This is a genomic window from Microbacterium sp. APC 3901 (assembly GCF_030407765.1).
GTDB lineage: Bacteria > Actinomycetota > Actinomycetes > Actinomycetales > Microbacteriaceae > Microbacterium.
The window spans coordinates 102,348-126,046 of record NZ_JASDCU010000005.1 but is presented as its reverse complement, the minus strand read 5'-3'; the positions used below and the strand labels follow the sequence as shown (position 1 = coordinate 126,046).

At 67.6% G+C, this 23,699-nt stretch carries 22 protein-coding genes; 5 read left to right on the top strand and 17 right to left on the bottom strand.

Annotated features, from left to right (window positions below):
* Positions 1-28: 28 nt before the first annotated feature.
* The 7 genes from secF to QMA07_RS06290 form a co-directional block, all read right to left on the bottom strand.
* On the bottom strand, positions 29-1,018 hold the full coding sequence (gene secF / locus QMA07_RS06320; protein WP_290160664.1) for a protein translocase subunit SecF: 990 nt from the start codon (positions 1,016-1,018) through the stop codon (positions 29-31).
* Entirely contained in the window at positions 1,018-2,748 is a 1,731-nt protein-coding gene (gene secD, locus QMA07_RS06315; RefSeq protein WP_290160663.1) for a protein translocase subunit SecD, read from the bottom strand. Before secD ends, secF begins: the two co-directional genes overlap by 1 nt.
* Positions 2,749-2,800: 52 nt before the next feature.
* On the bottom strand, positions 2,801-3,208 hold the full coding sequence (locus QMA07_RS06310; RefSeq protein ID WP_290160662.1) for a preprotein translocase subunit YajC: 408 nt from the start codon (positions 3,206-3,208) through the stop codon (positions 2,801-2,803).
* A gap of 74 nt (positions 3,209-3,282) precedes the next feature.
* Positions 3,283-4,308 carry a Holliday junction branch migration DNA helicase RuvB gene (ruvB, locus tag QMA07_RS06305; RefSeq protein ID WP_140037145.1) on the bottom strand — a complete coding sequence of 342 codons (1,026 nt, stop codon included), beginning with the start codon at positions 4,306-4,308 and terminating at the stop codon, positions 3,283-3,285.
* Positions 4,301-4,906 carry a Holliday junction branch migration protein RuvA gene (gene ruvA, locus QMA07_RS06300; RefSeq protein ID WP_290160660.1) on the bottom strand — a complete coding sequence of 202 codons (606 nt, stop codon included), beginning with the start codon at positions 4,904-4,906 and terminating at the stop codon, positions 4,301-4,303. The genes ruvB and ruvA overlap by 8 nt, the downstream gene beginning before the upstream one ends.
* 9 nt (positions 4,907-4,915) lie before the next feature.
* A complete protein-coding gene (gene ruvC, locus QMA07_RS06295) occupies positions 4,916-5,500 on the bottom strand; it encodes a crossover junction endodeoxyribonuclease RuvC (protein ID WP_290160658.1) in 585 nt (194 codons plus the stop codon).
* Positions 5,501-5,545: 45 nt separating this feature from the next.
* Positions 5,546-6,307 (bottom strand): YebC/PmpR family DNA-binding transcriptional regulator, encoded by a 762-nt coding sequence (locus QMA07_RS06290; RefSeq protein WP_290160792.1) that lies wholly within the window; start codon positions 6,305-6,307, stop codon positions 5,546-5,548.
* Between the two features lie 176 nt (positions 6,308-6,483).
* On the opposite strand from QMA07_RS06290, the gene QMA07_RS06285 reads away from it, so the two are divergent.
* A complete protein-coding gene (locus tag QMA07_RS06285; protein WP_290160656.1) occupies positions 6,484-7,863 on the top strand; it encodes an aminotransferase class V-fold PLP-dependent enzyme in 1,380 nt (459 codons plus the stop codon).
* 18 nt (positions 7,864-7,881) lie between these two features.
* Here the strand turns inward: QMA07_RS06285 and QMA07_RS06280 are convergent, their stop codons facing one another.
* From QMA07_RS06280 to pdxS, 5 genes are all read right to left on the bottom strand, one after another.
* Positions 7,882-11,241, bottom strand: a complete 3,360-nt coding sequence (locus QMA07_RS06280; RefSeq protein WP_290160791.1) for an SbcC/MukB-like Walker B domain-containing protein — start codon at positions 11,239-11,241, stop codon at positions 7,882-7,884.
* Positions 11,238-11,897 carry a DUF4194 domain-containing protein gene (locus tag QMA07_RS06275; protein ID WP_290160654.1) on the bottom strand — a complete coding sequence of 220 codons (660 nt, stop codon included), beginning with the start codon at positions 11,895-11,897 and terminating at the stop codon, positions 11,238-11,240. The genes QMA07_RS06280 and QMA07_RS06275 overlap by 4 nt, the downstream gene beginning before the upstream one ends.
* Positions 11,890-13,353: a DUF3375 domain-containing protein gene (locus QMA07_RS06270; RefSeq protein ID WP_290160652.1), complete on the bottom strand. Its 1,464-nt coding sequence runs from the start codon at positions 13,351-13,353 to the stop codon at positions 11,890-11,892. Before QMA07_RS06270 ends, QMA07_RS06275 begins: the two co-directional genes overlap by 8 nt.
* A gap of 73 nt (positions 13,354-13,426) precedes the next feature.
* Positions 13,427-14,032, bottom strand: coding sequence for a pyridoxal 5'-phosphate synthase glutaminase subunit PdxT (gene pdxT, locus QMA07_RS06265; RefSeq protein WP_290160651.1), 606 nt, complete (start codon positions 14,030-14,032; stop codon positions 13,427-13,429).
* Complete coding sequence (pdxS, locus tag QMA07_RS06260) at positions 14,022-14,915, bottom strand: pyridoxal 5'-phosphate synthase lyase subunit PdxS (protein ID WP_290160649.1); 894 nt, start codon at positions 14,913-14,915, stop codon at positions 14,022-14,024. Before pdxS ends, pdxT begins: the two co-directional genes overlap by 11 nt.
* Before the next feature lie 112 nt (positions 14,916-15,027).
* On the opposite strand from pdxS, the gene QMA07_RS06255 reads away from it, so the two are divergent.
* Together QMA07_RS06255 and pdxY are read left to right on the top strand one after the other, a co-directional pair.
* Positions 15,028-16,335, top strand: coding sequence for an aminotransferase class I/II-fold pyridoxal phosphate-dependent enzyme (locus QMA07_RS06255; RefSeq protein ID WP_290160647.1), 1,308 nt, complete (start codon positions 15,028-15,030; stop codon positions 16,333-16,335).
* 46 nt (positions 16,336-16,381) lie between these two features.
* On the top strand, positions 16,382-17,233 hold the full coding sequence (gene pdxY, locus QMA07_RS06250) for a pyridoxal kinase PdxY (protein ID WP_290160645.1): 852 nt from the start codon (positions 16,382-16,384) through the stop codon (positions 17,231-17,233).
* Positions 17,234-17,239: 6 nt separating this feature from the next.
* Here pdxY and QMA07_RS06245 read toward each other — a convergent pair whose 3' ends face one another.
* From QMA07_RS06245 to QMA07_RS06225, 5 genes are read right to left on the bottom strand one after another with little or no spacing between them, the layout of a single operon-like run.
* Positions 17,240-17,788 (bottom strand): HIT domain-containing protein, encoded by a 549-nt coding sequence (locus tag QMA07_RS06245; protein WP_290160643.1) that lies wholly within the window; start codon positions 17,786-17,788, stop codon positions 17,240-17,242.
* Complete coding sequence (thrS, locus tag QMA07_RS06240; protein ID WP_290160641.1) at positions 17,785-19,785, bottom strand: threonine--tRNA ligase; 2,001 nt, start codon at positions 19,783-19,785, stop codon at positions 17,785-17,787. Before thrS ends, QMA07_RS06245 begins: the two co-directional genes overlap by 4 nt.
* Positions 19,786-19,830: 45 nt before the next feature.
* Positions 19,831-20,190 (bottom strand): YnfA family protein, encoded by a 360-nt coding sequence (locus QMA07_RS06235; RefSeq protein ID WP_290160639.1) that lies wholly within the window; start codon positions 20,188-20,190, stop codon positions 19,831-19,833.
* Between the two features lie 43 nt (positions 20,191-20,233).
* On the bottom strand, positions 20,234-20,923 hold the full coding sequence (locus QMA07_RS06230) for a response regulator transcription factor (protein WP_290160637.1): 690 nt from the start codon (positions 20,921-20,923) through the stop codon (positions 20,234-20,236).
* Positions 20,920-22,077, bottom strand: coding sequence for a histidine kinase (locus QMA07_RS06225; protein ID WP_290160635.1), 1,158 nt, complete (start codon positions 22,075-22,077; stop codon positions 20,920-20,922). The genes QMA07_RS06230 and QMA07_RS06225 overlap by 4 nt, the downstream gene beginning before the upstream one ends.
* Positions 22,078-22,253: 176 nt before the next feature.
* Here QMA07_RS06225 and QMA07_RS06220 point away from each other — a divergent pair, with 176 nt between their 5' ends.
* The gene (locus tag QMA07_RS06220) at positions 22,254-23,204 is read left to right on the top strand and encodes an alpha/beta hydrolase (protein ID WP_290160633.1); all 951 of its coding nucleotides are present in this window, start codon (positions 22,254-22,256) and stop codon (positions 23,202-23,204) included.
* Between the two features lie 62 nt (positions 23,205-23,266).
* Positions 23,267-23,686 carry a hypothetical protein gene (locus QMA07_RS06215; protein ID WP_290160632.1) on the top strand — a complete coding sequence of 140 codons (420 nt, stop codon included), beginning with the start codon at positions 23,267-23,269 and terminating at the stop codon, positions 23,684-23,686.
* Positions 23,687-23,699: the final 13 nt, after the last annotated feature.

Below are 23,699 nucleotides of genomic sequence, written 5' to 3'. Positions count from 1 at the left end.
GGGGTGCGGCCCCGCAGAGCGGGGACTATCAGGCCTCTGCGGTGGCGAGGCTTCGCGCCTCGCGGATCTTCGCGTCGCGGGCCGCGATCTGCGGCTCGTTCTCGCGGAAGAGCGAGTAGAGCGGAGCGGCCACGAACAGGGTCGAATACGTCGCGACGAGAATGCCGACGAAGATCGACAGCGAGATGTCGGTCAGCGACTCCGCACCGAGCCAGAAGGCGCCGATGAAGAGCACGGCCCCCACGGGCAGCGCTGCGACGACCGACGTGTTGATCGACCGCACGAGGGTCTGATTGACCGCGAGGTTGACCGATTCGCCGAACGTCCGAGACGAGTTCTCCCCGTCTTCCGTCGTGTTCTCCCTGATCTTGTCGAACACGACCGTGGTGTCGTACAGCGAGTAGGCGAGGATCGTCAGGAATCCGATCACCGCCGGAGGCGAGATCTCGAAACCGGCGAGTGCGTACACGCCGACCGTGATCACGAGCACGTCGAGGAGGCCGACGATCGCAGCGGCCGACATCTTCCAGGTGCGGAAGTAGATGGCGAGGATGAGGAAGGTCAGCGCGAGGAAGATCGCAAGGCCCCACAGCGACTGCTTCGTGACGTTCTCGCCCCAGGCCGGGCCGATGAAGGACGACGTCACGCTGTCGGGCTCCACTCCGAACGCATCGGCCAGCGCGTTGGAGACCTGCTGGGTCTCGTCCGCGCCCATCTGGTCGGTCTGCACCCGGATGTCGCTGCCGTTGATGACGACGACCTTGGTCGCCGCTCCCGGCACGACGGACTGCACGGCGTCGGTCGCGGTCTGCTGGTCGGTGGTGTCGGGCGCCTGCACGGTGAACTGCGATCCACCGGTGAACTCGATGGAGAACTGGATCGGGCGGAACAGGGGCACGAGCGCCGAACCCACCACCAGCACGATCGCGATGATGAACCACAGGCGACGCTTGGCGACGAACGGGAAAGAGGTCTTTCCCGTGTACAGGTTGTTGCCGAACTCATTCATGGAAGCCATCAGGCGTCCCCCTCGCTTCCGGTGCGGGTGGATCTGTCACCGGCTAGTGCTTCGGCGCGCTTGCGCTCTGCGATGGTCTGACGGCGCTCGGCTTCGCCCCTGGCCCTCGTGTTCTTCGCGCCGCGGCCGGCCGTCACGGTGGACACCTGACGGAACTGCGATCGACTGCGGTACACCGCTCCCAGCGATTCGGGGTCGAGGCCCGAGAGCTTGTGTCCGCCACCGAAGAACTTGGTGCGAGCGAGCAGCTGCATGACCGGGTGAGTGAAGATCACGAAGATGAACACGTCGATGAGGGTCGTCAGCCCCAGCGTGAATGCGAAGCCCTTCACCGTGGAGTCGGCGAGGATGTAGAGCACCACGGCCGCGAGGATGTTGATCGACTTCGAGATGTAGATGGTCCGCTTGGCTCTCCCCCAGCCGTCTTCGACCGCCGAGGTGATCGACTTGCCGTCGCGGAGCTCGTCTCGGATCCTCTCGAAGTAGACGATGAACGAGTCGGCGGTGAATCCGATCGAGACGATGAGACCTGCGACGCCGGCGAGCGACAGGCGGAACCCGAGACGCCAGGCCAGGATGCAGATGATGACGTAGGTCAGCACCGCCATCACGGCGATCGATGCGATGATCACGGTTCCGAGTGCTCGATACACGATCAGCGAGTAGATCGCGACGAGGGCGAGACCGATGAGTCCCGCGATGAGGCCGATCTGGAGCTGCTGGGTGCCCAGGGTCGCCGAGATCGTGTCGGAGCTCTGCACCTCGAAGCTCAGCGGCAGCGCGCCGAACTTCAGCTGGTCGGCCAGAGCGGTCGCCGACTCCTGATCGAAGTCGCCCGAGATGCTGGGGCGGCCGTCGAGGATCTGCCCGTTCATCCGCGGTGCGCTGATGACGGACCCGTCGAGCACGAACGCGAACTGATCACGGGGCGAGAGCTCCGCCAGGCGGTTCTGGTTGAGACGGGTGCTGACCTCGCCGAACGCCTCTGCACCGTCGCCGTTCATCGTGAGCTGCACGTTCCATGCGCCGGACTGCGGATCGCGACCCGCTGTGGCGTCGGTGATCGCGTCGCCGGTCAGTTCGGTCGGGCCGAGAAGGTACTTCGCCTGGCCGGTGGGATCGCACGCGATCAGAGGCTGGTCCTGGGGAGCGTTCGACGGGTCGTTCTCAGGATTCGCGCAATCGTAGGCCTGGAACTCTGCGGCCAGCCGGTCTGTCACCCACGCGAGGTCGCTCGCGTCGGTCGGCTCGGCCGTCGGCGTCGCGTTCAGCGAGTCGTCCGGGGTCGGGTACGGCGTCTCGTTGCCGTCCTCGCCCACGTACTGGTTCGTCCCGGCGGTGGTGGCGAGAACCGGACGGAACTCCAGCTGCGCGCTGGACTGGATGCGCGCACGCGTCTGCTCGTCGGCCACACCAGGGATCTGGACCACGATGTTGCGGCCACCCTCGGTGGTGATGTCGGCCTCGGCCACACCCGACGCATCGACGCGCTGTCGGATGATCGCCGCCGCCTGATCGAGCTGCTCCGACGAGGGCGCAGCGCCGTCTTCGGTCTCCGCGCTCAGCACGATCTGCGTGCCGCCCTGGAGGTCGAGCGCGAGTTCAGGAGCCCATGAGCTCTTCTCGAACACGTGGACGCCGAGAGCGTTGATGCCGAAGAGGACGCCCGTCACCAGGAGCAGGCCCATGAGGACCCGCCAGGCATGACGGACCGGTGAGGAAGTGGCCACGTGTGATCAGCTTTCTAAGATGCCGGAGTGCCGAAGCGGTGCAGCGCGAAGGCTACTTGTCGTCGGCGTCGCGCTCGAGACGACGACGGGTCTCTTCGGTGGTCTCGACGGCCGGAGCGTCCTCGACTACGGGTGCCTCGTCGATCACGACGACCGAGTCGTCAGCGTCCTCGACGATGGCGTCCTTGGGCTCCACGATGCGCAGGATCGCCTGGCTGTGCACCTCGATGACGGTGCCGGGCGCGATCTCGACGAGCGCGGGCGAGTCGAGGTCGTCGTGGTCGTAGGCCACGATCGTGCCGTAGATGCCGCCCTGAAGGAGCACCTTGACACCGGGAACCGTCTTGGTGGCCTTCTCCTCCTGCTCCGCCTTCATCTGCTTCTGGCGCTTGCGTCCATTGACGAACATGAAGACGACGAGCACGGCGAGAAGGCCGAAGAGGAGGATTTCCATGGGCATGGTGGCGAAGGGCCTTTCTCAGGTGCGCGCACCACAGACGGGCGCGCAGTTCTATCGGGGGAAGTCTTCAGCGATTATAGGTCATCAAGACGAAGCGCCCCGTCGGGGTGCGCGATGCCGAGGTGGGCGTAGGCCTCCGGCATGGCCACCCGACCGCGCGGCGTCCGGCCGAGGAATCCGATGCGCACGAGGTACGGCTCCACCACGCTCTCGACGGTCTCTGCCTCTTCGCCGACCGCGACGGCGAGCGTGCTGAGGCCGACGGGACCGCCGCGGAAGCGACGCACGAGTGCCTCCAGCACGGCTCGGTCGAGACGATCGAGGCCGATCGGATCGACGTCGTAGAGTTCGAGCGCAGCCTGGACGCCGTGCAGCGAGGCCTCCCCGCCGCCGTGGACGAGTGCGTAGTCGCGCACTCGTCGGAGCAGGCGGTTCGCGATCCGAGGTGTGCCCCGCGACCGGCGGGCGATCTCGGAGAGCGAATCATGGGGCAGATCGACTCGCAGCATGAGAGCGGAGCGGGCGATGACGCGCTCGAGCTCCGGTTCGTCGTAGAACTCGAGGTGGCCGGTGAATCCGAACCGGTCGCGCAGCGGGTTCGGGAGCAGGCCTGAGCGGGTGGTCGCGCCGACGAGCGTGAACGGGGCGAGATCCAGCGGGATGCTCGTCGCACCCGCGCCCTTTCCGACCATGATGTCGATGCGGAAGTCCTCCATCGCGAGGTACAGCATCTCCTCCGCCGAGCGTGCCATGCGGTGGATCTCGTCGATGAACAGCACCTCACCCGGCACGAGACTCGAGAGCAGGGCCGCGAGGTCGCCGGCGTGCTGGATCGCCGGTCCGCTCGAGAGTCGCAGCGGGCGTTCGCTCTCGTGCGCCACGATCATCGCCAGCGTGGTCTTGCCGAGTCCTGGAGGTCCCGCGAGCAGGATGTGGTCGGGGGGACGGTTCTGGATGCGAGCGGCATCGAGCAGGAGCTGGAGCTGCCCACGCACCTTCTGCTGACCGACGAACTCACCCAGGCTCGTGGGACGCAGGGCGCCTTCGATGGCGAGCTCGGTGTCGTCAGACGGCTCGGCGGCGTCGCGGACGTCAGACACGCGCCGGCCCCAGGAGAGCCAGAGTGCGGCGCAGCAGGGGCGCTACGGCCGCTCGCTCTGCCTCTGTGGCCTCGGCGGCCGTCTGCGCGGCGGCATCGGCGGCGACCTTCTCCGACCACCCGAGGCCCACCAGAGCGGCGGTGACCTGATCGACGACATCGTCCGGACCGACCTTCGTCGGCTTCGACCCGGTGCCGACGGGGTGCACCTTTCCCGCGAGCTGGAGCACGATGAGCTTGGCCGTCTTCGGCCCGATCCCGGAGACACGCCGGAACGGGGCGTCGTCCTCGCCGGTCACAGCCTCCGCGATCTGATCGACCGTCAGGTGGGAGAGCACACCGAGCGCCGACTTCGGTCCGACGCCGGTGACACTGATGAGCAGGCCGAAGATCTCGAGCTCGCTGCGATCGGCGAAGCCGAACAGCGACAGGGAGTCTTCGCGGACGATCAGGCTCGTGTGCAGCAGCAACTTCTCGCCCACCGTGGCGGTGTGGGCCACGTCGGCCGGAACGGCGACCGAGAATCCGACGCCACCGACGTCGATGATGACCTGATCGGCGGTCGAGTGGAGGACAGCGCCGTGCAGCGAGGAGATCATCCGATCAGCCTACGCACCGGATCGTAGATATGTTCGAGCGACACGCTCCGCATCGGCCCATGCCTTCTGCGCCGGTGTCATCGAGTCCTCCCCTGGTGCACCGGCGGCTCCACGTCGCCATGCGTGGCAGAGTGCGATCGCCAGTGCGTCGGCGGCATCGGCCGGTTGCGGAGGTGCGTCGAGGCGGAGGATGCGCGCGATCATCGCCTGCACCTGGCGCTTGTCGGCCGAGCCGTAGCCGGTGACGGCCGCCTTGACCTCGCTCGGAGTGTGCGTGGCCGCAGGAAGACCGGCCTCGGCGGCCAGCAGCAGCGCCACGCCACTCGCCTGCGCGGTGCCCATGACGGTGTGGGTGTTCTGCTGTGCGAACACCCTCTCGACCGCGACGGCATCGGGGCGATGGGCGTCGATCACCTCGCGGATGCCGGCGGCGACCAGCGCGAGTCTCTCGCCGATCGGCAGATCGGGGTCGGAGCGGATGACTCCGACGTGTACGAGCGTTCCGCGCCGGGCGCGATCCACATCGACCACGCCGACACCGCATCGGGTGAGACCCGGGTCTATGCCGAGCACGCGAAGCGAGGAGGAGGTCACTCCCCCAGGCTAGGCGTCGCGTCGACGCGCGAGGCGTCGGCGCGCCTATGCGTCGTCGTTCTCGAGCTCGGACTGCACCTCGGCGGTGAGGTCGAAGTTCGTGAAGACGTTCTGCACATCCTCGCTGTCTTCGAGCGCATCGATGAGGCGGAAGATCTTGCGCGCGGTGTCGGCGTCGATCTCCACCTTCAGGTTCGGAACGAACTCGACGTCGGCGGACTCGTAGTCGATCCCCGCCTCCTGAAGGGCACTGCGCACGGTGACGAGATCGGTCGCCTCGGTGATGATCTCGAAGCCCTCGGCGTGCGGCTCGATCTCCTCTGCGCCCGCCTCGAGAGCGGCCATCATCACGTCGTCTTCGGTGGTGCCCTCGGAGCCGACCACGATGACGCCCTTGCGGCTGAAGTTGTACGCCACGCTACCGGGGTCGGCGAGCGTTCCGCCGTTGCGGCTGAGCGCGGTGCGCACTTCGGCCGCCGCTCGGTTCTTGTTGTCCGTCAGACACTCGATCATCATGGCGACGCCGTTGGGGCCGTAGCCTTCGTACATGATCGAGGTGTACTCGACAGCCTCGCCGCCGATACCCGCCCCGCGCTTCACCGCGCGGTCGATGTTGTCCTTCGGGACCGAGGTCTTCTTCGCCTTCTGCACGGCGTCGAAGAGGGTCGGGTTGCCCTGCAGATCGGCTCCGCCGAGCTTGGCGGCGACCTCGATGTTCTTGATGAGCTTGGCCCAGGACTTGGCGCGCCTGGAGTCGATGATGGCCTTCTTGTGCTTCGTGGTGGCCCACTTGGAATGCCCGGACATAATTCTCCGCTCGTCGTATCCGCCGTGGGCACTGCCCAGGGCGTCGTCCATTCTATCGAACCATGCCCCCGTTCCGTGGCTGCACCAGCGCCGACGGGCTCCGGTCGCCCACTCGTGGCGTCGATCCGCACGGCATCCCTCTGGCGTGACGCGGATCGCGGGTGTAGTCCAGACTCATGGACCACAGTGTCGACGATGACAGGATCCGCGGATTGGACGCCGCCCACCGCGCGGCACTCGAGTTCCTCGGATCACTCGAGGAGAGACCGGTGTGGCCGCGCGCGACCCTCGCCGACATGCTCGAGGCGTTCGGCGGGCCTTTGCCCGCAGAGGGCATGGACGCGGAAGATGTCATCGACGAGATCGTCTCGCGCGCCGATCCCGGCCTCGTCGCGATCCCCGGCGGGCGCTTCTTCGGGTTCGTGATCGGCGGCACGCACCCCGCCGCGCTCGCCGCCGACTGGCTCGTGTCGGCGTGGGACCAGAACTCGGGTTCTGCTCTGCTCACTCCGACGACCGTCGCGTTGGAGCGCATTGCCGGACAATGGATGCTCGATGTCCTCGGCCTGCCCGAATCCGCGAGCGTCGGGTTCGTCACCGGTGGTCAGATGGCGAACTTCACCTGCCTCGCCACCGCACGCCACGCCGTGCTCTCCCGCGTCGGCTGGAGCCTGAGCGAAAAGGGCCTTCGCGGGTCGCCTCCGCTCCGCTTCGTCGTGGGCGCCGACCGTCACGGGTCGATCGATCGAGCAGCACGCTTCCTCGGGATCGGCCGCAGCGAGATCACCGTCGTCGAATCCGATGCACAGGGCCGCATGCGCCCCGAAGAGCTGCGCAGAGCCCTCGCGGACGGCGAAGGACCGACCATCGTCTGTCTCCAGGCCGGCGAAGTCCACACCGGCGCGTTCGACGACTTCGCCTCACTCGTGCCGATCGCTCACGAACACGGCGCCTGGGTGCACATCGACGGGGCGTTCGGGCTGTGGGCCGCGGCCTCCGAATCGCTGCGACCGCTCACGGCGGGGATGTCCGGTGCCGACTCCTGGGCGACCGATGCGCACAAGACCCTCAACGTGCCGTACGACTGCGGCATGGCGATCGTCCGCGACCCGGCCGACTCGATCGCCGCATTCCGCACCGGAGGCGACTATCTGATCTACACGAGCCTGGATCCGTGGGACGTCACACCCGAGCTGTCACGTCGAGCGCGCGGTGTTCCTGCCTGGGCGGCGATGCGCAGTCTGGGGCGAAGCGGCATCGCGCGTCTGCTCGACGGACTTCACGAGAACGCGGTGGCGATGGCCGAGGGGCTCGCCTCGATCGACGGCATCCGCATCCTCAACGACGTCGACTACACGCAGGTCATGTTCCGGCTCGAACAAGACGATGCGACCCGGGCGCTGGGTGACGCCGTGCTCGCCGAGGGCACAGCCGCTCTGACCGGCGCCGAGTGGCGAGGTCGCGCAGCGCTGCGCTGCTCGATGTCGTCGTGGGCGACCACCCGAGACGACATAGACCGCACTGTCGGCGCGATCCGCACTCTGGTGTCGCGCTGAGGCGCGCCCCGCCCGCGGTCAGTCTCCCCCAGCCGGGAGACCCACCTTCGGCCGGGCCCACGAGCGGCCCCTGGTGTCTTTCAGGATGTCGTATTCCACGTCGACATGCGGTTCGATCGCGCTGTACTTGTCGTTCGGCGCACCGATCACGAGCTGGAACCCGAGACCTCGCCACGCGCCGATCGCACGCTTCGTGAAATGGGCGTCCGCCTTGATCAGTGCCTCGTCCATGAAGACGGGCGCGTATCGCGGACGCTCCGCTCCCGCATCGCCGAGCTGATATCGCAGTGCCGCGCCCACGATGAACGCGACGAGCTCCTGCGACTCTCCGCCCGACTTCTCGCCGATGTGATCGTAGAGCGCGACGTGCTCGCGGGTCGTGGCATGGATCCGCTCCGCACTCACCCGCACGTGGTTGCGCACGTCGATGAGTTCAGCGAAATCCGGTGCCGTCCGCCGCATCCGGCCGATGAGACGGCTCATCCTCCGGTAGACGCTCTCACGGTCGGCATCCGTCTCCGCGGCGTCGATGAGGGCGCGCACCTCGCGCAGCTCCTTGCGGAATCGCCTGCGCGCTTCGGACTGATTCTCGCGCGGTGTGATCTGAAGGCGGTGCTCGTCGTCGTAGAACGGCAGCTCCTCCATGATCCGGTTGATCGGTTCGATGCGATTCTTGATCTCACGCAGCGATCGACCGAGCGTCGAGTCCAGACTCGTCAGGTCGTTCCCGGAGAGCTTGAGCAGGCTGTCACGCCACTCGGACTCGAGCTCGTGCAGGCCGTTGGTCTCCAGCGCATCGAGGATCCCCTCGAACTCGGCGACCGACTCGTCGGGGTCAGGCAGGATCGTGAGGGAGTCCCAGCGCTCGAGGAACCCGGTCATCAGCCGGCGCATCTGCTCTCGCTGATCCGCGTGCGCCGTGGCCGCCGACGTGCGGTCCTCGAGCAGCCTGGTCGACGCGGTGCGCAATGCGGAGTCGAGGTGGGCGAGTCGTTCTGACGCGGTGACGCTGACGGCCGCATCCGCGCCGAGGAAGCGTGCGTCGAGGAAGGAACGGTGCCGCTCCTCGAGCGCGATCTCCGCCACCTCGGCCGCATCGACTATCCTCTGACAGTCGTCGACCTGGTCGGTCACCTCCACCCAACGGTCCTGGGCGAGCGTCAGGTCTCCCCCGAGACGGGAGCTCTCGTCCCGCAGGCGGCCCGCCCGCTTTCTCAGTTCCTCAGCCTGAGAGCGCAGTTCGGCGATCTTCGGGTTCTTGTCGGTGACCTCCGCCTCGACCGCGAGCCATCGGTCGCGCTCCGCCGAGACGGCCTCGACATCGATCTGCTCCCAGGTGAGGTCCTCGATCTTCGCCTGAGCCTTCGCGGTGGCCTCGATGCGATCGAGAGTCGACTCGGCTGCCTCGGCCACCGCGGACGCCGCATCCCGTCGAATCTCGAGCTCGGCGATCTGCTCGTCGAGCTCCCGCAGACGGCGCGCGTTCGAGAATCCGAGCATGTTCGCGCGGCCGTGCCCGCCGTGGGACCCCCGGTCTCCCTGCGACACCTGCCCCGCGAGCGTCAGCGCACGGGGATGATCGGCGAGCTCGGCCGTGGAATCGACGCACACGTATTCGAACCGCTCACGCAGTCGCTGCTGAAGCCACCCGGTGAACGGCGTCGATCTGTGATCGAGACGACCGGGGAGCGTCCGAGGGTCGGCCGTCCGAGAGTCCGCGAGACCGGTGTGCACTCCCTCATAGCTGATCCGCTCCGCGGTGCGCACTGAGTCGATCGCGGTGCGGAATCGCGGGAGGTTCGCGACGTCGATCAGCAGGGTCCTCGTGAACCCGCCGAGCGCCAGGTTGAACGCGTCCCGCCACGGCTCGAACTCGGTGCGGACCTCGATCAGCTCGCCGACGAAGGGCAGATCGGTCGGAGCGAGCCCGGCGGCATGAGCGAGCAGGGCTCGCGATTCGTGCAGATGTGCGGGGATGCTCCCCCGCAGGTCTCGGGTGCGGTCGCGCTCGGCACGCGCCTGTGCGAGCTCGGTCTCCACCGCTCTGCGTGCGGACTCGGCGTCGGCGAAGTCGGCGCGGGCGCCTCGGACCCCGGCCTGCGGGAGTTCCCTGCCGTTACGGGTGAGCAGGCTCTCGAACTGGGCCGCGTCATTCACCTCGGCGCCGAGTTCGCCGGCGACGGCCTCGAAACGGGCCCGCTCGCGCTGAACGTCTGCGAGGCGACGCTCGACGCCGCGCAGTTCTCGCTGGGCGGTCTCGAGACGATCGCCTCCGGACTGTCGCAGGACGTCGAGAAGCCCTTCGCGCTCGACTTCCGCGGCGGTGATGAGGGCGTTCTTCTCACGCACGGCCAGCTGGAGCGCCTGGGTCCGGTCACGCAGTTCCGTCTCCACCTCGCGCAGCAGATCCAGACGACGCTCGGCGCTCCACAGCGCCGCGAGCGAGGTCGGCTCGGAGAAGACTCCGACCTCATCCACGACCCGCATCCGCTCCGAGGCCGCCTCGATGCGGTGCGAGATCCCGCGGATCGGCTCGAGAGCCGCCACCTGCTGCTTGGCGACGAGCATTCGCGTGCGCGTGCTCTCCAGCTCATCGAAATGGGCGACCACCGCGTCGGCGGTCGCCATCGTCTCGGGCTCTTCGAGTACGAGCTTCTTGTACAGGTCGTCCACCGTGGTGATCTGCTGCCCGGCCTGGATCCGGGCGAGAAGACTGATGGCCTTCGCCCCGGAACCGGCGGCGCCGATGCCGAGCACAGCGTGCAGCCGTGCCGAGAACTCGCGATCGGTCGGAACCGGATCCAGCCCGACGGCGCGCACTGACGCGTCGCTGAGGCGCTGAACCGCAGCGCGCTCGAGCTGCGTGAGGTCGAATGCGCCGTCGACCGTGGCTCGCACCCTCGTCGTGTCCTCGAGAGTTCGGGCATCTGCAGGGATGTACCACCCGCGCACCGCCGTGAAGCGCGATCCGTCGTGATCCAACCAGGTCATCGAGACGGCGCTCCATGTGTCTTCGCCGTCGCCGCGCAGCACGCGGAGCTTCGTGCCCTCGTCGGTGCGGGACTCGTCGATCTTGCCTCGCCCGTACGACAGGATGTTCCGCTGCTCCTCACCGCGCGGACGCCCCGTGACGCCACCGTTCGAGGCGCCGTTGAAAGGTGTGGTGTGCGGCATCATCAGGGCGATGTAGCCGTCCATCAGCGTGGACTTGCCTGAGCCGGACCCGCCGCACAGCAGGGTGGCATCCGGTGAGAACCGCACTCGGTGCGGTCCGCCGTCGTAACCGCCCCAATTGATGAGCTGCAGCTCCTCGGCGACCCACTGCTGGCCGCGAGAGCTCGCGGGGATCATCCCGAAGAGCGTGTCCATCATCGTCATCGCGCCACCGCCGACTGAGCTCGCAGCCACTCCCTCAGCTCCTTGAGCGTCTCGGCGCTGAGCACCACCTCGACGAGAGCGGTGATCCGATACCGCCCGCTGGTCTCCTCCTGCACGATGCCCTCTCTGTCCAGCCTGTCCAATGCGCTGCGGATCGCCCTCTGCTGCTTCGCGGTCCCGCCGTCGACGTCGGCGAAGTAGCTCAGGACGGTCTGCTCGACGTCCTCGATGTCGATCCGCACCGAGCCCTCGCCGGCTGCGGACTCGCGCTGGTAGACGGTTCGCAGGTGCACCAGCACGAGGGTCTCGGCACGTGAGTACGGCGAGTCCTTCAGCAGCACGGGCATCTCGACCTCATCGGAGCGCAGCTGCTGCTTGTATGCGAATCCTCGCGCATGATCGATGATCAGTCGCAGGTAGATGTCATTGAGCCGCGACTCGATGACGTGCTGGTGCTCGATCAGCAGCATCCACTCGCGCCGGTTGCGCTCCATCGAGAGGAACCGGCGCTGGAGCAGGTGCACCAGCACACGCCTGATCTCGGGGTCGAGCGTGCCGCGGTCACCCGGGAAGTGCGCCTCGAGGTCGTCCTCCATCGCGATGGGAGCGATGAAACCCTCGTCAGCGACGGCCGTCGTGAGGTCGTCGTCACTCATCTGCATCCTCCTTCATGCTGCGGGCGACCACGGCTCCGAAGGCGAAGCGGCGAGTCGTCCCGTCCGGCCGCAGCGCTTCGACCGTCGAGATGCCATCGCCCTCCGTGAGACCGTTGCGGTGCGCGATCTCGAGCAGGCCGAGGAGGTCGACGGGGCGTCGAACCGCGTCGGGAACCGCCCGGAACGCCTCGGCGAGATCGAACTCCGAGCCGAGGCCGGCGACGTACTCCTCGAGCTCGGCGTACCTCGGACCGCCCCAGGCACGCGTGTCGTGATCGAGGAAGTCGACGTCGCCGGCATCCGTGAGAGGGGCGGGAGCCCGCGGCGGGCGGATGTCGCTGGTCGTCTGACGGAGATGCCCGAGATCGACCAGCGGCATGCTGCGCACCGGGTCGACGACCGTGGCCGGCCCCGACCAGCCGTGGAGCCCGGCGATGACGTCTCGCAGGAGATCGTCGATCTGACGATCACGCAGCGGATCGTGGGTCTTCACCTGTCCGGTGATCACGTGCGAGGCGCGGCGCTGCGCGGCCAGCACCTCCTCGACTCCCAGTTCCACTCGTCGGGCGATCGCATCGAGCTCGGCACGCTGAGAGCCGTCGAGCATGCGTGCGAATGGCAGGTCGAGGAGCCCGCGAAGCTGCTCGGTGAGGGCATCGATGCGCTCGGGGTCGCCGATCAGGCGGAGGGCTCCTGCGAATGCACGTCCCTCCGGGGTCGACTGCATCACATCCTGGGCGCGCTGGAGATACTCGCGCAGCACTTCGCTCGTCGGCCGCTCATCCCTCCGAAGGTGGGCGACGACGTCGCGCTGCATAGACCTGAGCGATTCAGCGACTCGGGTGAAATCGGCCGGCAGTTCCCGTGCCAGATGAAGGACGTTCTCCGCCTCCTCGAGGAATTCCTCGTCATCCACAGGCTCCGCGTGTCCGGTCTCCCGGATGCGAGCGATCTCGGCGTCGATCAGGTCACGTTCAGCATGCAGCCGAGACAGACGACGGACGGGGTCGACCTCGGCGCTGACCGACAGATGCTCCACGGCGTCGAGCAGTGTGCGCACACGGGAGTTCGACACCCGGGTCCGCCCGCCGCCGGTGCGGCCCGATATCTCGAGCGCGGCGACGGCATGCGCCGACAGACGATAGACCTCGACGTCGTCGTCGATCTGCTGGATCAGCCACCCCAGACGCACCCAGCTGCGACACACGTCGCGTCCGGTTCCGGACGGCAGCCTTCTGTCGTCCTCGTCGTCCCCCGCCGCGCGGAGCTCATCCAGCACCTCGGCCAGTTCGGCATGCGCATCCGCCACCGCGACCGATGCGCGGTCGGCGTTGAACAGAAGGGTGAGGGACGCCACCACGAACGGGGCGAATCGACCATGCAGAAGATCGAGTGTCGGGGTGCTGAATGCGGTGATGGCGCGCGCGTACGCGGCCTCAGCCCTGGATCCAGTCACTCCAAAGAGACTAGTCCGACCTGAGGCCCGGGTTCGTCATGCGCCGGCGCATGGCGGGTCGCACCACGGAGCGTCAGCGCCCGGAGGTGTACTCCCGGACGCTCTCGAGGAACACCTGGTGGAACCGGGTCTCGCCGTCGACCTCGGGATGGAAGCTGGTGCCGAGAAGCGGGCCCTCACGCACCGCGACGATCCCGCCGTCCGGCAGCGTGGCGAGCACCTCGACCGCGTCGCCCGCGCGCTCCACGATCGGAGCACGGATGAAGGTCGCGTGAACCGGGGGCTCACCGAGCATCGGAACGTCGAGGGACATCTCGAAGGACTCCGTCTGGCGACCGAAGGCATTGCGGCGCACGGCGATGTCCATGCCTCCGAACGACTGCTGCCCCCCGATTCCGTCCCGCATCTCGTCCGCCAGCAGGATCAACCCGGCGCAGGTGCCGTACACCGGGAGCTCCGCGCTGATCGCGGCACGGATCGGCTCCTGCATGCCGAAGGCGCGCGAGAGCTTGTCGATCACACTGGACTCGCCGCCGGGGATGACGAGGCCGTCCACGGCCGCGAGCTCCTCCGGGCGGCGCACCAGCACCGCTTCGGCGCCGAGTCCGACCAGCAGGGCGACGTGCTCGCGCACGTCGCCCTGCAGCGCCAGAACGCCGACCCGTGGACTACCAGCCACGCTCGGCCAGGCGGTGCGGGGCGGGGAGGTCGGAGACGTTGATGCCCACCATCGCCTCGCCGAGACCGCGTGAGACCTCGGCGATGACCTTCGCGTCATCGAAGAACGTGGTCGCCTTCACGATCGCCTTCGCGCGCTCGACTGGGTTCCCCGACTTGAAGATGCCGGATCCGACGAACACACCGTCCGCGCCCAGCTGCATCATCATGGCGGCGTCCGCGGGTGTGGCCACACCGCCGGCGACGAACAGCACGACGGGAAGCTTGCCGGTCTCAGCGATCTCCGCCACGAGCTCGTAGGGCGCCTGCAGCTCCTTCGCGGCGACGAACAGCTCGTCCTTCGGAAGCGCGGTGAGTGCGGCGATCTCGCCCCGGATCTTGCGGATGTGCTTCATCGCCTCGGAGACGTCGCCGGTGCCGGCCTCACCCTTGGAACGGATCATGGCCGCGCCCTCGTTGATCCGACGGAGCGCCTCACCGAGGTTCGTGGCACCGCAGACGAACGGCACGTCGAAGCCGTGCTTGTCGATGTGATTCACGTAGTCGGCGGGCGACAGCACCTCGGACTCGTCGATGTAGTCGACACCGAGTTGCTGCAGCACCTGCGCCTCGACGAAGTGGCCGATGCGCGCCTTGGCCATCACAGGGATCGACACAGAGGCGATGATGCTGTCGATCATGTCGGGGTCGCTCATACGCGAGACGCCGCCCTGGGCGCGGATGTCAGCGGGAACCCGCTCGAGGGCCATCACGGCGACAGCGCCCGCGTCCTCGGCGATCTTCGCCTGGTCGGCGGTGACGACGTCCATGATCACCCCGCCCTTGAGCATCTCGGCGAGACCGCGCTTGACGCGCGGGGATCCGGTGGTGGTCTGTTCGGTCATGAGAGCTCCTGTCGGGGAAGCACGATGTGCACGGGTGTCGAACGATGCCTCGTTTGATCTAGGCCAAACAGTAGCACTGTCCGGAACGACCTAGAATCGGAGTCGAGGACACATGAGCGACCAGATCACCGGAACGACCGCAGCGGACATCGCCGACAGCGTGCGAGGGCTGCGCGATCGCGGAGTCCTGCGTGCAGGCAGCCCGCTTCCGCCCGTTCGTGAGCTCGCTGCGACGCTCGGCGTCAATCGCAACACCGCTGTCGCCGCCTACCGGCAGCTCGCGCAGGCGGGCATCGTCATCTCGCGCGGTCGCGCGGGCACCGTCATCACGGGTTTGGAAGCCGTCGCCCAAGAGGGCTACGCATCCGACACCGTGCTGCGCGACGTCGGCACCGGCAACCCCGACCCCCGGCTGATCCCCGATCCGTCGCAGGCACTCGCCACCGTCGCCGGGCGGCCCGTGCTCTACGGCGAACCCGTGATCGACCGTGGGCTCGAGCATTGGGCGCAGCAGTGGATCGCGAACGACATCGGACACCTCGACTTCCGCATCACTGTGACCAGTGGTGCGGTCGATGCGGTCGAGCGTCTTCTCGCGCAGGCCCTGATGCGCGACGACGCCGTCGCGCTCGAAGACCCCTGCTTCCTCGCCAGCATCCACACGGTGCGTCTCGGCGGGTACCGTGCCGTGCCAGTGCCCGTCGACGATGAGGGCATGACCGTTCAGGGTCTCCGGGACGCGTTGGATGCCGGCGTCCGCGCGGTGATCTGCACCCCGCGCGCCCAGAATCCGACCGGCGCGAGCCTCACGGCCACGCGCGCTGCCGAGCTGCGCGCCGTGCTCGCCGACCACCCGTATGTGCTGATCATCGAGGACGACCATTTCTCGATGCTGTCCCATCAGCCGTACGAATCACTCATCGGGCCGGAACATCGACGGTTCGCCCTCGTGCGCTCGGTGTCGAAGTTCCTCGGACCCGACATGTGCCTCGCGATCGCCGCGACGGACGCGACCACAGCCGAGCGCCTCGCCATGCGGCTGAGCCCCGGCACCACCTGGGTCAGCCACCTGCTGCAGCGCCTCACTCTGACTCAACTGACCGATGACACGGTCGCCTCCCGCATCACCGAGGCCCGCGAGCACTACGCGGCGAGGAATGCCGCATTCGCCGCCCGCCTGCGCGAGGAGGGACTCGACACCCCCGCCACCGACGGACTGAGCCTGTGGGTGCAGCTTCCGAAGCCGGCGAGGGTCGTCGCCGAGCGGCTGATGCGTCGCGGCTGGCTCGCACGCACCGGAGACGATTTCGCCCTCGACGAGCGGGCGGAACCCTCGCAGCACCTGCGCCTCACCGTGCACGATCTGTCGGACGATGATGCGGAGACGCTCATCGCCGACCTCGTCGCGGCCGTACGATGATCACCCGCCGCGGGACCCGTCCCGCCCTCTCTGAAAGGATCGGAGAATGAAGATCCTCTCCATCCAGTCCGCCGTCGCGTACGGCCACGTCGGCAACTCCGCGGCAGTCTTCCCGCTGCAGCGCATCGGCGTCGAGGTGCTCCCCGTCTACACGGTGAACTTCTCGAACCACACCGGGTACGGCGCCTGGCGCGGACCGCTGATCGACCCCACCGACGTACGTGAGGTCATCACGGGCATCGAGGAGCGCGGCGTCTTCGGCGAGATCGATGCGGTGCTCAGCGGTTATCAGGGCGGCGAGGGCATCGGCGACGTGATCATCGACGCCGTCGCACGAGTCAAGGCGGCGAATCCCGACGCCGTGTACGCGTGCGACCCTGTGATGGGCAACGCGAAGTCCGGATGCTTCGTCGCACCGGCCATACCGATCCTGCTGCGCGAGAAGGTCGTGCCGGCCGCCGACATCATCACCCCCAACCAGTTCGAGCTCGGCTTCCTCACCGACACCGAGCCCGACACCCTGGAATCCACTCTGACGTCGGTCGACCTGGCGATGGCGATGGGACCGCGGACGGTGCTCGTGACGAGCGTCGAGCGCCCCGACCGCGAAGAGGGCACCATCGAGATGCTCGTCGCCGACCCGGACGGCGCCTGGATCGTGCAGACGCCGCGTCTTCCGATGAAGGCCAACGGCTCGGGTGACGTCACCGCTGCCCTCTTCACGGCGCACTACGTCGCGACGGGCGACGCCAAGACGGCGCTCGAGCGCACCGCATCCAGCGTGTTCGATCTGCTTGCGGCGACCCTCGAGTCCGGTGCACGCGAACTGCAGCTGGTCGAGGCGCAGGAGTTCTACGCGAACCCGCGTATGCAGTTCACCGCACGCCAGGTGCGCTGACCGGCGTCAGGCCTTGGGCCACGCGGTCGCTACGGCTTCACGGACCTCGCCGAGCAGCTGCGGCAGCGCCTTCGTCTTCGCGATGATCGGGAAGAAGTTGGCGTCCGATGTCCACCGCGGCACGATGTGCTGGTGCAGGTGGCCGTCGACGCCCGCTCCCGCGACGGCACCCTGGTTCATCCCGAGGTTGAAGCCGTCACAGCGTGACACCTCGCGGAGCACGCGCATGCCGATCTGGGTCAGCTCACCGATCTCGGCGACCTCTTCCGGCGTCGCCTGATCGTAGGTCGCGATATGGCGATACGGGCAGACCAGCAGATGTCCGGAGTTGTAAGGGAACAGGTTGAGCAGCACGTAGGCGCTCTCTCCGCGTGCGACGATCAGGCGCTCGGCATCCGGGAACTTCGGGGCCTCGCAGAACGGGCACTCCTCACGCAGTGGCTCCGGGCCCGCCTGGATATACGCCATGCGGTGCGGGGTCCACAGACGCTGGAACTCGTCGGGGACGCCGGCGAACTCGCCGGCGTCCTCCCACGGTTCCGAGGGCGTCGTCACGCCAGGTCCCCTGCTGTCTGCACGAGGGTGTGCGCATCGATAGCGGCACGGATACGAGCGACCGCGTCGGTGATCGGCACGCCGTTCTCCTGCGTGCCGTCGCGGTAGCGGAACGAGACGGTGCCGGCATCGCGGTCCTTCTCCCCCGCGATCAGCAGCAGCGGAACCTTGCCGGTCGTGTGCGTGCGGATCTTCTTCTGCATCCGATCGTCCGAGGTGTCGAGCTCAGCGCGCACACCCGAGTCCCGCAGCGTGGTGATGACCTCGCCGAGGTAATCGGCGAACTCGTCTGCGACGGGGATGCCGACGACCTGCACCGGCGACAGCCACACCGGGAAGTCCCCGGCGTAGTGCTCGAGCAGGATCGCGAAGAACCGCTCGATCGAGCCGAACAGCGCACGGTGGATCATGATCGGACGCTTCTTCTGGCCGTCCTTGTCCATGTACTCGAGCTCGAAGCGCTCAGGAAGGTTCGGGTCGACCTGCACCGTCGACAGCTGCCAGGTGCGGCCGATCGCGTCGCGCGTCTTCAGGTCGATCTTGGGACCGTAGAACGCGGCCTCCCCGGGGACCTCGGTGAGCTTCAGACCGGATGCCACGGCGACGCGCCGCAGTGCATCCGTCGACGACTCCCAGAACTCGTCGGATCCGATCCACTTCGACTTCTCGTCGTCCTTCATCGACAGCTCGAGCTCGAAGTCGGTGAGGCCGAAGTCGCGCAGCATCGACAGGATGAACTCGAGGACCTTGGCGACCTCGACCTCGAGCTGATCGGGCGTCACGAAGAGGTGCGAGTCGTCCTGGGTGAAGCCGCGCACGCGAGTGAGGCCGTGCAGAGCTCCGGACAGCTCGTTGCGATACACGGTGCCGTTCTCGGCGAAGCGCAGCGGCAGGTCGCGGTAGCTGCGAGCACGCTCCCGGTAGATGAGGATGTGCATGGGGCAGTTCATGGGCTTCAGGTAGTAGTCCTGACCCTGCTTGGTGATGTTGCCCTCGTCGTCGCGCTCCTCGTCCATGACGATCGGTGGGTACATGCCCTCCTTGTACGTCACGAGGTGGTTCGAGGTGAGGAAGAGGTCTTCCTTCGAGATGTGCGGGGTGTACACGTAGGTGTAGCCGCCCTCGATGTGGCGCTTGCGCGCGTGCTGCTCCATCTCGCCGCGCACGATGCCGCCGCGGGGGTGCCAGACCGAGAGACCCGAGCCGATCTCCTCGGGGAACGAGAACAGATCGAGTTCCTTGCCCAGTCGGCGGTGGTCGCGTTTGGCGGCCTCCTCGAGGCGGTGCTGGTACTCGCGCAGTTCGTCCTTCGACGGCCATGCCGTGCCGTAGATGCGCTGCAGCTGCGGGTTCTTCTCGCTGCCGCGCCAGTAGGCCGCGGCGATGCGGGTGAGATCCCAGCCGTTGCCGATCATGCGCGTGTTGGGCAGGTGCGGCCCGCGGCAGAGGTCCTTCCAGACGACCTCACCGTCGCGGGTCGTGTTGTCGTAGATCGTGAGCTCGCCCTCGCCGACCTCGACGGATGCGCCCTCTGCCGCCTCCTTGCCGCCCTTGAGACCGATGAGCTCCAACTTGAAGGGCTCGTCGGCGAGCTCTGCTCGCGCCTCGTCGTCGGTGACGACACGGCGCACGAAACGCTGGCCCTCACGGACGATGCGCTGCATCTCTTTCGTGATGGCCTTGATGTCTTCAGGGGTGAACGGCGTCTCGACGCCGAAGTCGTAGTAGAAGCCGTCGGTGATGGGCGGACCGATGCCGAGGTTCGCCTGCGGGTTGATCCGCTGCACCGCCTGTGCGAGCACGTGCGCCGCCGAGTGGCGGAGGATGTTCAGTCCGTCGGGGCTGTCGATCGTGACCGGCTCGACCTCGTCGGCATCCGTCACTGTCGCGGCGAGGTCCTTGAGGGTTCCGTTGACGCGCATCGCGACGACTGAACGGTCAGAGAACAGGGCGAAGCCGTCTTTCGGCTGGGCATTTTCAGGCACTGCACACTCCATCTGGTCTGGATCTAGGCTACTCGCATGCCCGGGGGTGATTGACCGCTACAGCGTGGCCTCCGACGCCGTGTTCGCCGCCGTCGGGGCGAGGATGATGATCGCTGCTCCGACCAGCGCGATCGCCGAGCCGACCCAATCCCACACCGTCGGCTTGAAGCCGTCGACGATGATCCCCCACGCCAGCGAACCCGCGATGAACACGCCGCCGTACGAGGCGAGCACGCGGCCGAAGTTCGCGTCGGGTTGCAGCGCCGCGAGGAACCCGTATGCTCCCAGGGCCATGACCCCGAGGACCGCGAACACCCAGCCCCTGTTCTCTTTGACGGCCTGCCAGATGAGCCAGGCCCCACCGATCTCGGCGACGGCGGCGAGCACGAACAGGATGCTGATGCGCAGGACGGTCATGGTGTCCAGTGTGGCGCAGAGCTGTCGCACCTGACTGCGCGGATCAGGCTCCGGCCACGACGAGCCCGGCCTCGTAGGCGAGGATCACGAGCTGCGCCCTGTCGCGGGCGCCGACCTTGGCCATGATCCGGTTGACATGGGTCTTCGCGGTGTGCGGCGAGATCGTGAGCTCAGCGGCGATCTCCGCGTTGGCGAACCCCTCGGCGACGAGAACCAGCACCCCGCGCTCGCGCGGAGTCAGGAGAGCGAGGGCGCTGGTGCACCGAGCGGCGGGGTCTGATCCACCGCGACGGATCGAACGCTCGATCAGTGCGCGCGTGGCCGTGGACGACAGCAGAGCTTCTCCGCCGTGGATGGTGCGCACCGCGCGGACGATCTCGTCGGGTTCCGCACCTTTGCCGATGAACCCGCTGGCACCCGCGCGAAGCGCCGCGACGACGTTCTCGTCCTCCTCGAAGGTGGTCAGGATGAGGACTCGCGACTGCGCGGCTGAGTCGTCCTGAGCGGCTGAGGCGTGCTGAGCGCAGATGAGCGCGGTGGCGGCGATTCCGTCGAGCTCCGGCATCCTGATGTCCATCAGCACGACGTCGGGTGCGGCTGTCTTCGCCAGTCGCACCGCATCGAGTCCGTTCGCGGCCTCCCCCGCGACCGTGAGTCCGCCGTCGATGAGGATCTCCCGCACGGCGTGTCGCACGAGCGGCTGGTCGTCGACCACCAGCACCGAGACGGTCATGGCGTATCGACGCCGTCTACCGGAATCCACGCCTCGAGCGAGAACACACCTCGGTCGCTGCCGAAATGCGCGGCTCCTCGCACCGCTCCGAGCCGCTCCTGTATGCCACGGAGTCCGTTGCCGGGGGCCGGCGACGCAGGTGCGACGTTTCTGGTCGGGTTCACGATCGTCAGGTGCAATGCCGCGCTCTCGATGCGCAGCGCCACGGTGGCGGTGCCTCCGAGACCGTGCTTGTGGGCGTTGGTGAGTGCCTCCTGCAGCACGAGATACGCGACGCGGTCGCTCGCTGGCGAGAGCGTGAATCCGTCGTCCTGCCGACGCAGATCGACGCGGAGCCCGCCTCCCCGGAACTCGTCGACCAGAGTGTCGAGCTGTGCCAGCCCCCTCTGCGGTCGCAGTTCGTCCTGGTCGTCGAGAGCATCGGAGCGAAGCAGCGACATGAGCCCGCCGATATCGCTGAGCACCGTGCGCGATGCGCTGCGCACAGTGGTGAGTGCCTCCCTGGCGCGCTCCGGCCTGCTGTCGAGCGCCGAGGAGGCGACGCCGGCGTTCAGGCTGATGACCGCGATCTGGTGGGCCACGACATCGTGAAGGTCTCGGGCGATCCGCACCCGCTCCTCAGCGACGCGTCTGCGCGCCTCGCCATCGCGATTCCGCTCGGCGCGCTCCGCGCGCTCGATCATCGCGGCGGCGAACTCACGACGTGATCTGGCGGCGTCTCCGAGTGCACCACCCAGTACGACGAAGAGGACGAACTGCAGCGCGGTCGAGTCGAGAAAGTCTCCCGCGAGTGCCCAGCCGTTCGAGAGGAACACGACGACGCCTGCGAGTCCGACCGCGATCAGTCCGATGCCGCGGCCACGTCGATCTATCACCGAGTAGCAGCCGAACGCCGCGGCGAGGAGGGCACTCGGAGAGATCGTGCCCGCGGACGCGCATACGACGGCGCAGAGCAGACTGATCCCTAGCGCCACGAGCGGCCAGCGACCGCGGAAGGGCATGGCAGCCGCAGGGAGGAGCGCCGGCACGAGGAGAAGCCCCCGCGCGCGGAAGATCTCGTCGGGGAAGGGCAGCACTGCGAAGATCACGATCAATGCGACGACGACGACATCGGTCATCCGGACCCCGTCACGGGGTTCCCTGGTCGCCGGCATGCTTCCAGTATTTCGCGTCTTCGCGTCGCCCGGATCCTCCCGGCGGATGACATCCCTGTACCGCGGACGCGGTATGCGGGTGTCTGCCGAGGACTGACGCGCGGCGGCCCCGAGTTCGTCAGGCTGAACCGCAGGCGCGCGCCCCTCTCGAACTCCCGCGCGTCGGGAAGGCCACCGTGCGCAGATCCATCAAGAGAACCCTCGTCGTGCTGAGCGTGATCGGCGGCGTGCTTGCGGCCGGCCTCACGACCACGACGACCGTGAACGCAGTCGCCACCGCCACCGAGCGGGACCGCATCGAACCCTACGGACAGACGGTGGTGGTCGATGACCGGGAGATGAACGTCCTCATCGCAGGCGAGGGTGCGACGGACATCGTGTTGCTTCCGGGCTTCGGCACAGCCTCTCCCGCGCTCGACTTCGAACCGCTGGTGTCCGATCTCGCGCAGGATCACCGGGTGATCGTCGTGGAGCCCTTCGGCTACGGCCTGAGCGACGGCACCGACAGAGAGAGAACCACTGCGAACATCGTGGAGGAGATCCATGAGGCGCTCCAGGTGCTCGAGGTCGACAGGTATGTGCTGATGGGGCATTCGATCGCCGGGCTCTACGCCATCGGGTATGCCGACCGATATCGGGACGAGGTGACGGCATTCGTCGGCATCGACACGAGCGTGCCAGGCCAGCCGAACATGGACACGGAGTTCCCCACCGGCCTGATGAGCGCGGCGAAGAGCCTGGGACTGGTTCGACTCATCACCGGCCTGACGGGCGATGACCTGGACGGCCTCGACTACGACGACGACGCCCGTGAGCAGATGGTGCTGGTCAGCCATCGGAACTCGCTCTCCCCCACCTACCTCGACGAGATGACGCACATCAGGACCAACTTCGCGGATGCGGCAGGCACCAGCTTTCCCCAGGCACTCCCGCTCCTGCTGTTCGTGGTGGCCGACAATCCCGTCACTCCGGACTGGATCGACCTGCACGAGCGCCAGGCCGCAGACGTCGACGACGGAACCGTCATCCCGATCGACGGCGAGCACTATCTTCACCACACCCACGCACCCGAGATCGCCGACGGGTTTCGCGGATGGGAAGCTGCCCGCGCACTCGGTCTCGAGTGACCCGGCGCGACGCGCTCCGGCGAACCGCAGACCATCAGGAACCGTCGGGGTAGCGTGAGCAGATGATCAGAGCACTGGCGCGTTGGATCCTCGCACTCGCCCTCGGGGCGATCGGCATCGTCCATTTCGTGAGCACCCGCGGCTTCCGGGTCGTCGTGCCGGACTGGGCCACGAAGGCCACTCGCCTCGACAAGGACGCGATCGTCATCGCCTCGGGAGCGGCCGAGGTCGCTCTGGCGGTCGGGCTTCTCGCTCTCCCGAAGGAGAGACGCCGCATCGGCTTCGCGACCGCCGCGTTCTTCGTCGCGGTGCTCCCCGGCAACGTGCACCAGTGGCGCACTCACCGGTCGACGCCGGGGCTCGACACCGAGGCGCGTCGTTTCGTGCGTCTCTTCCTGCAGCCGCTCCTGGTGCTGTGGGCACTGTGGTCGACGGCCGACCCCGCTCCCACTCGGAGGCGACCGAGCCGCCGTACCCGCTGAGCTCCCGGGCGCG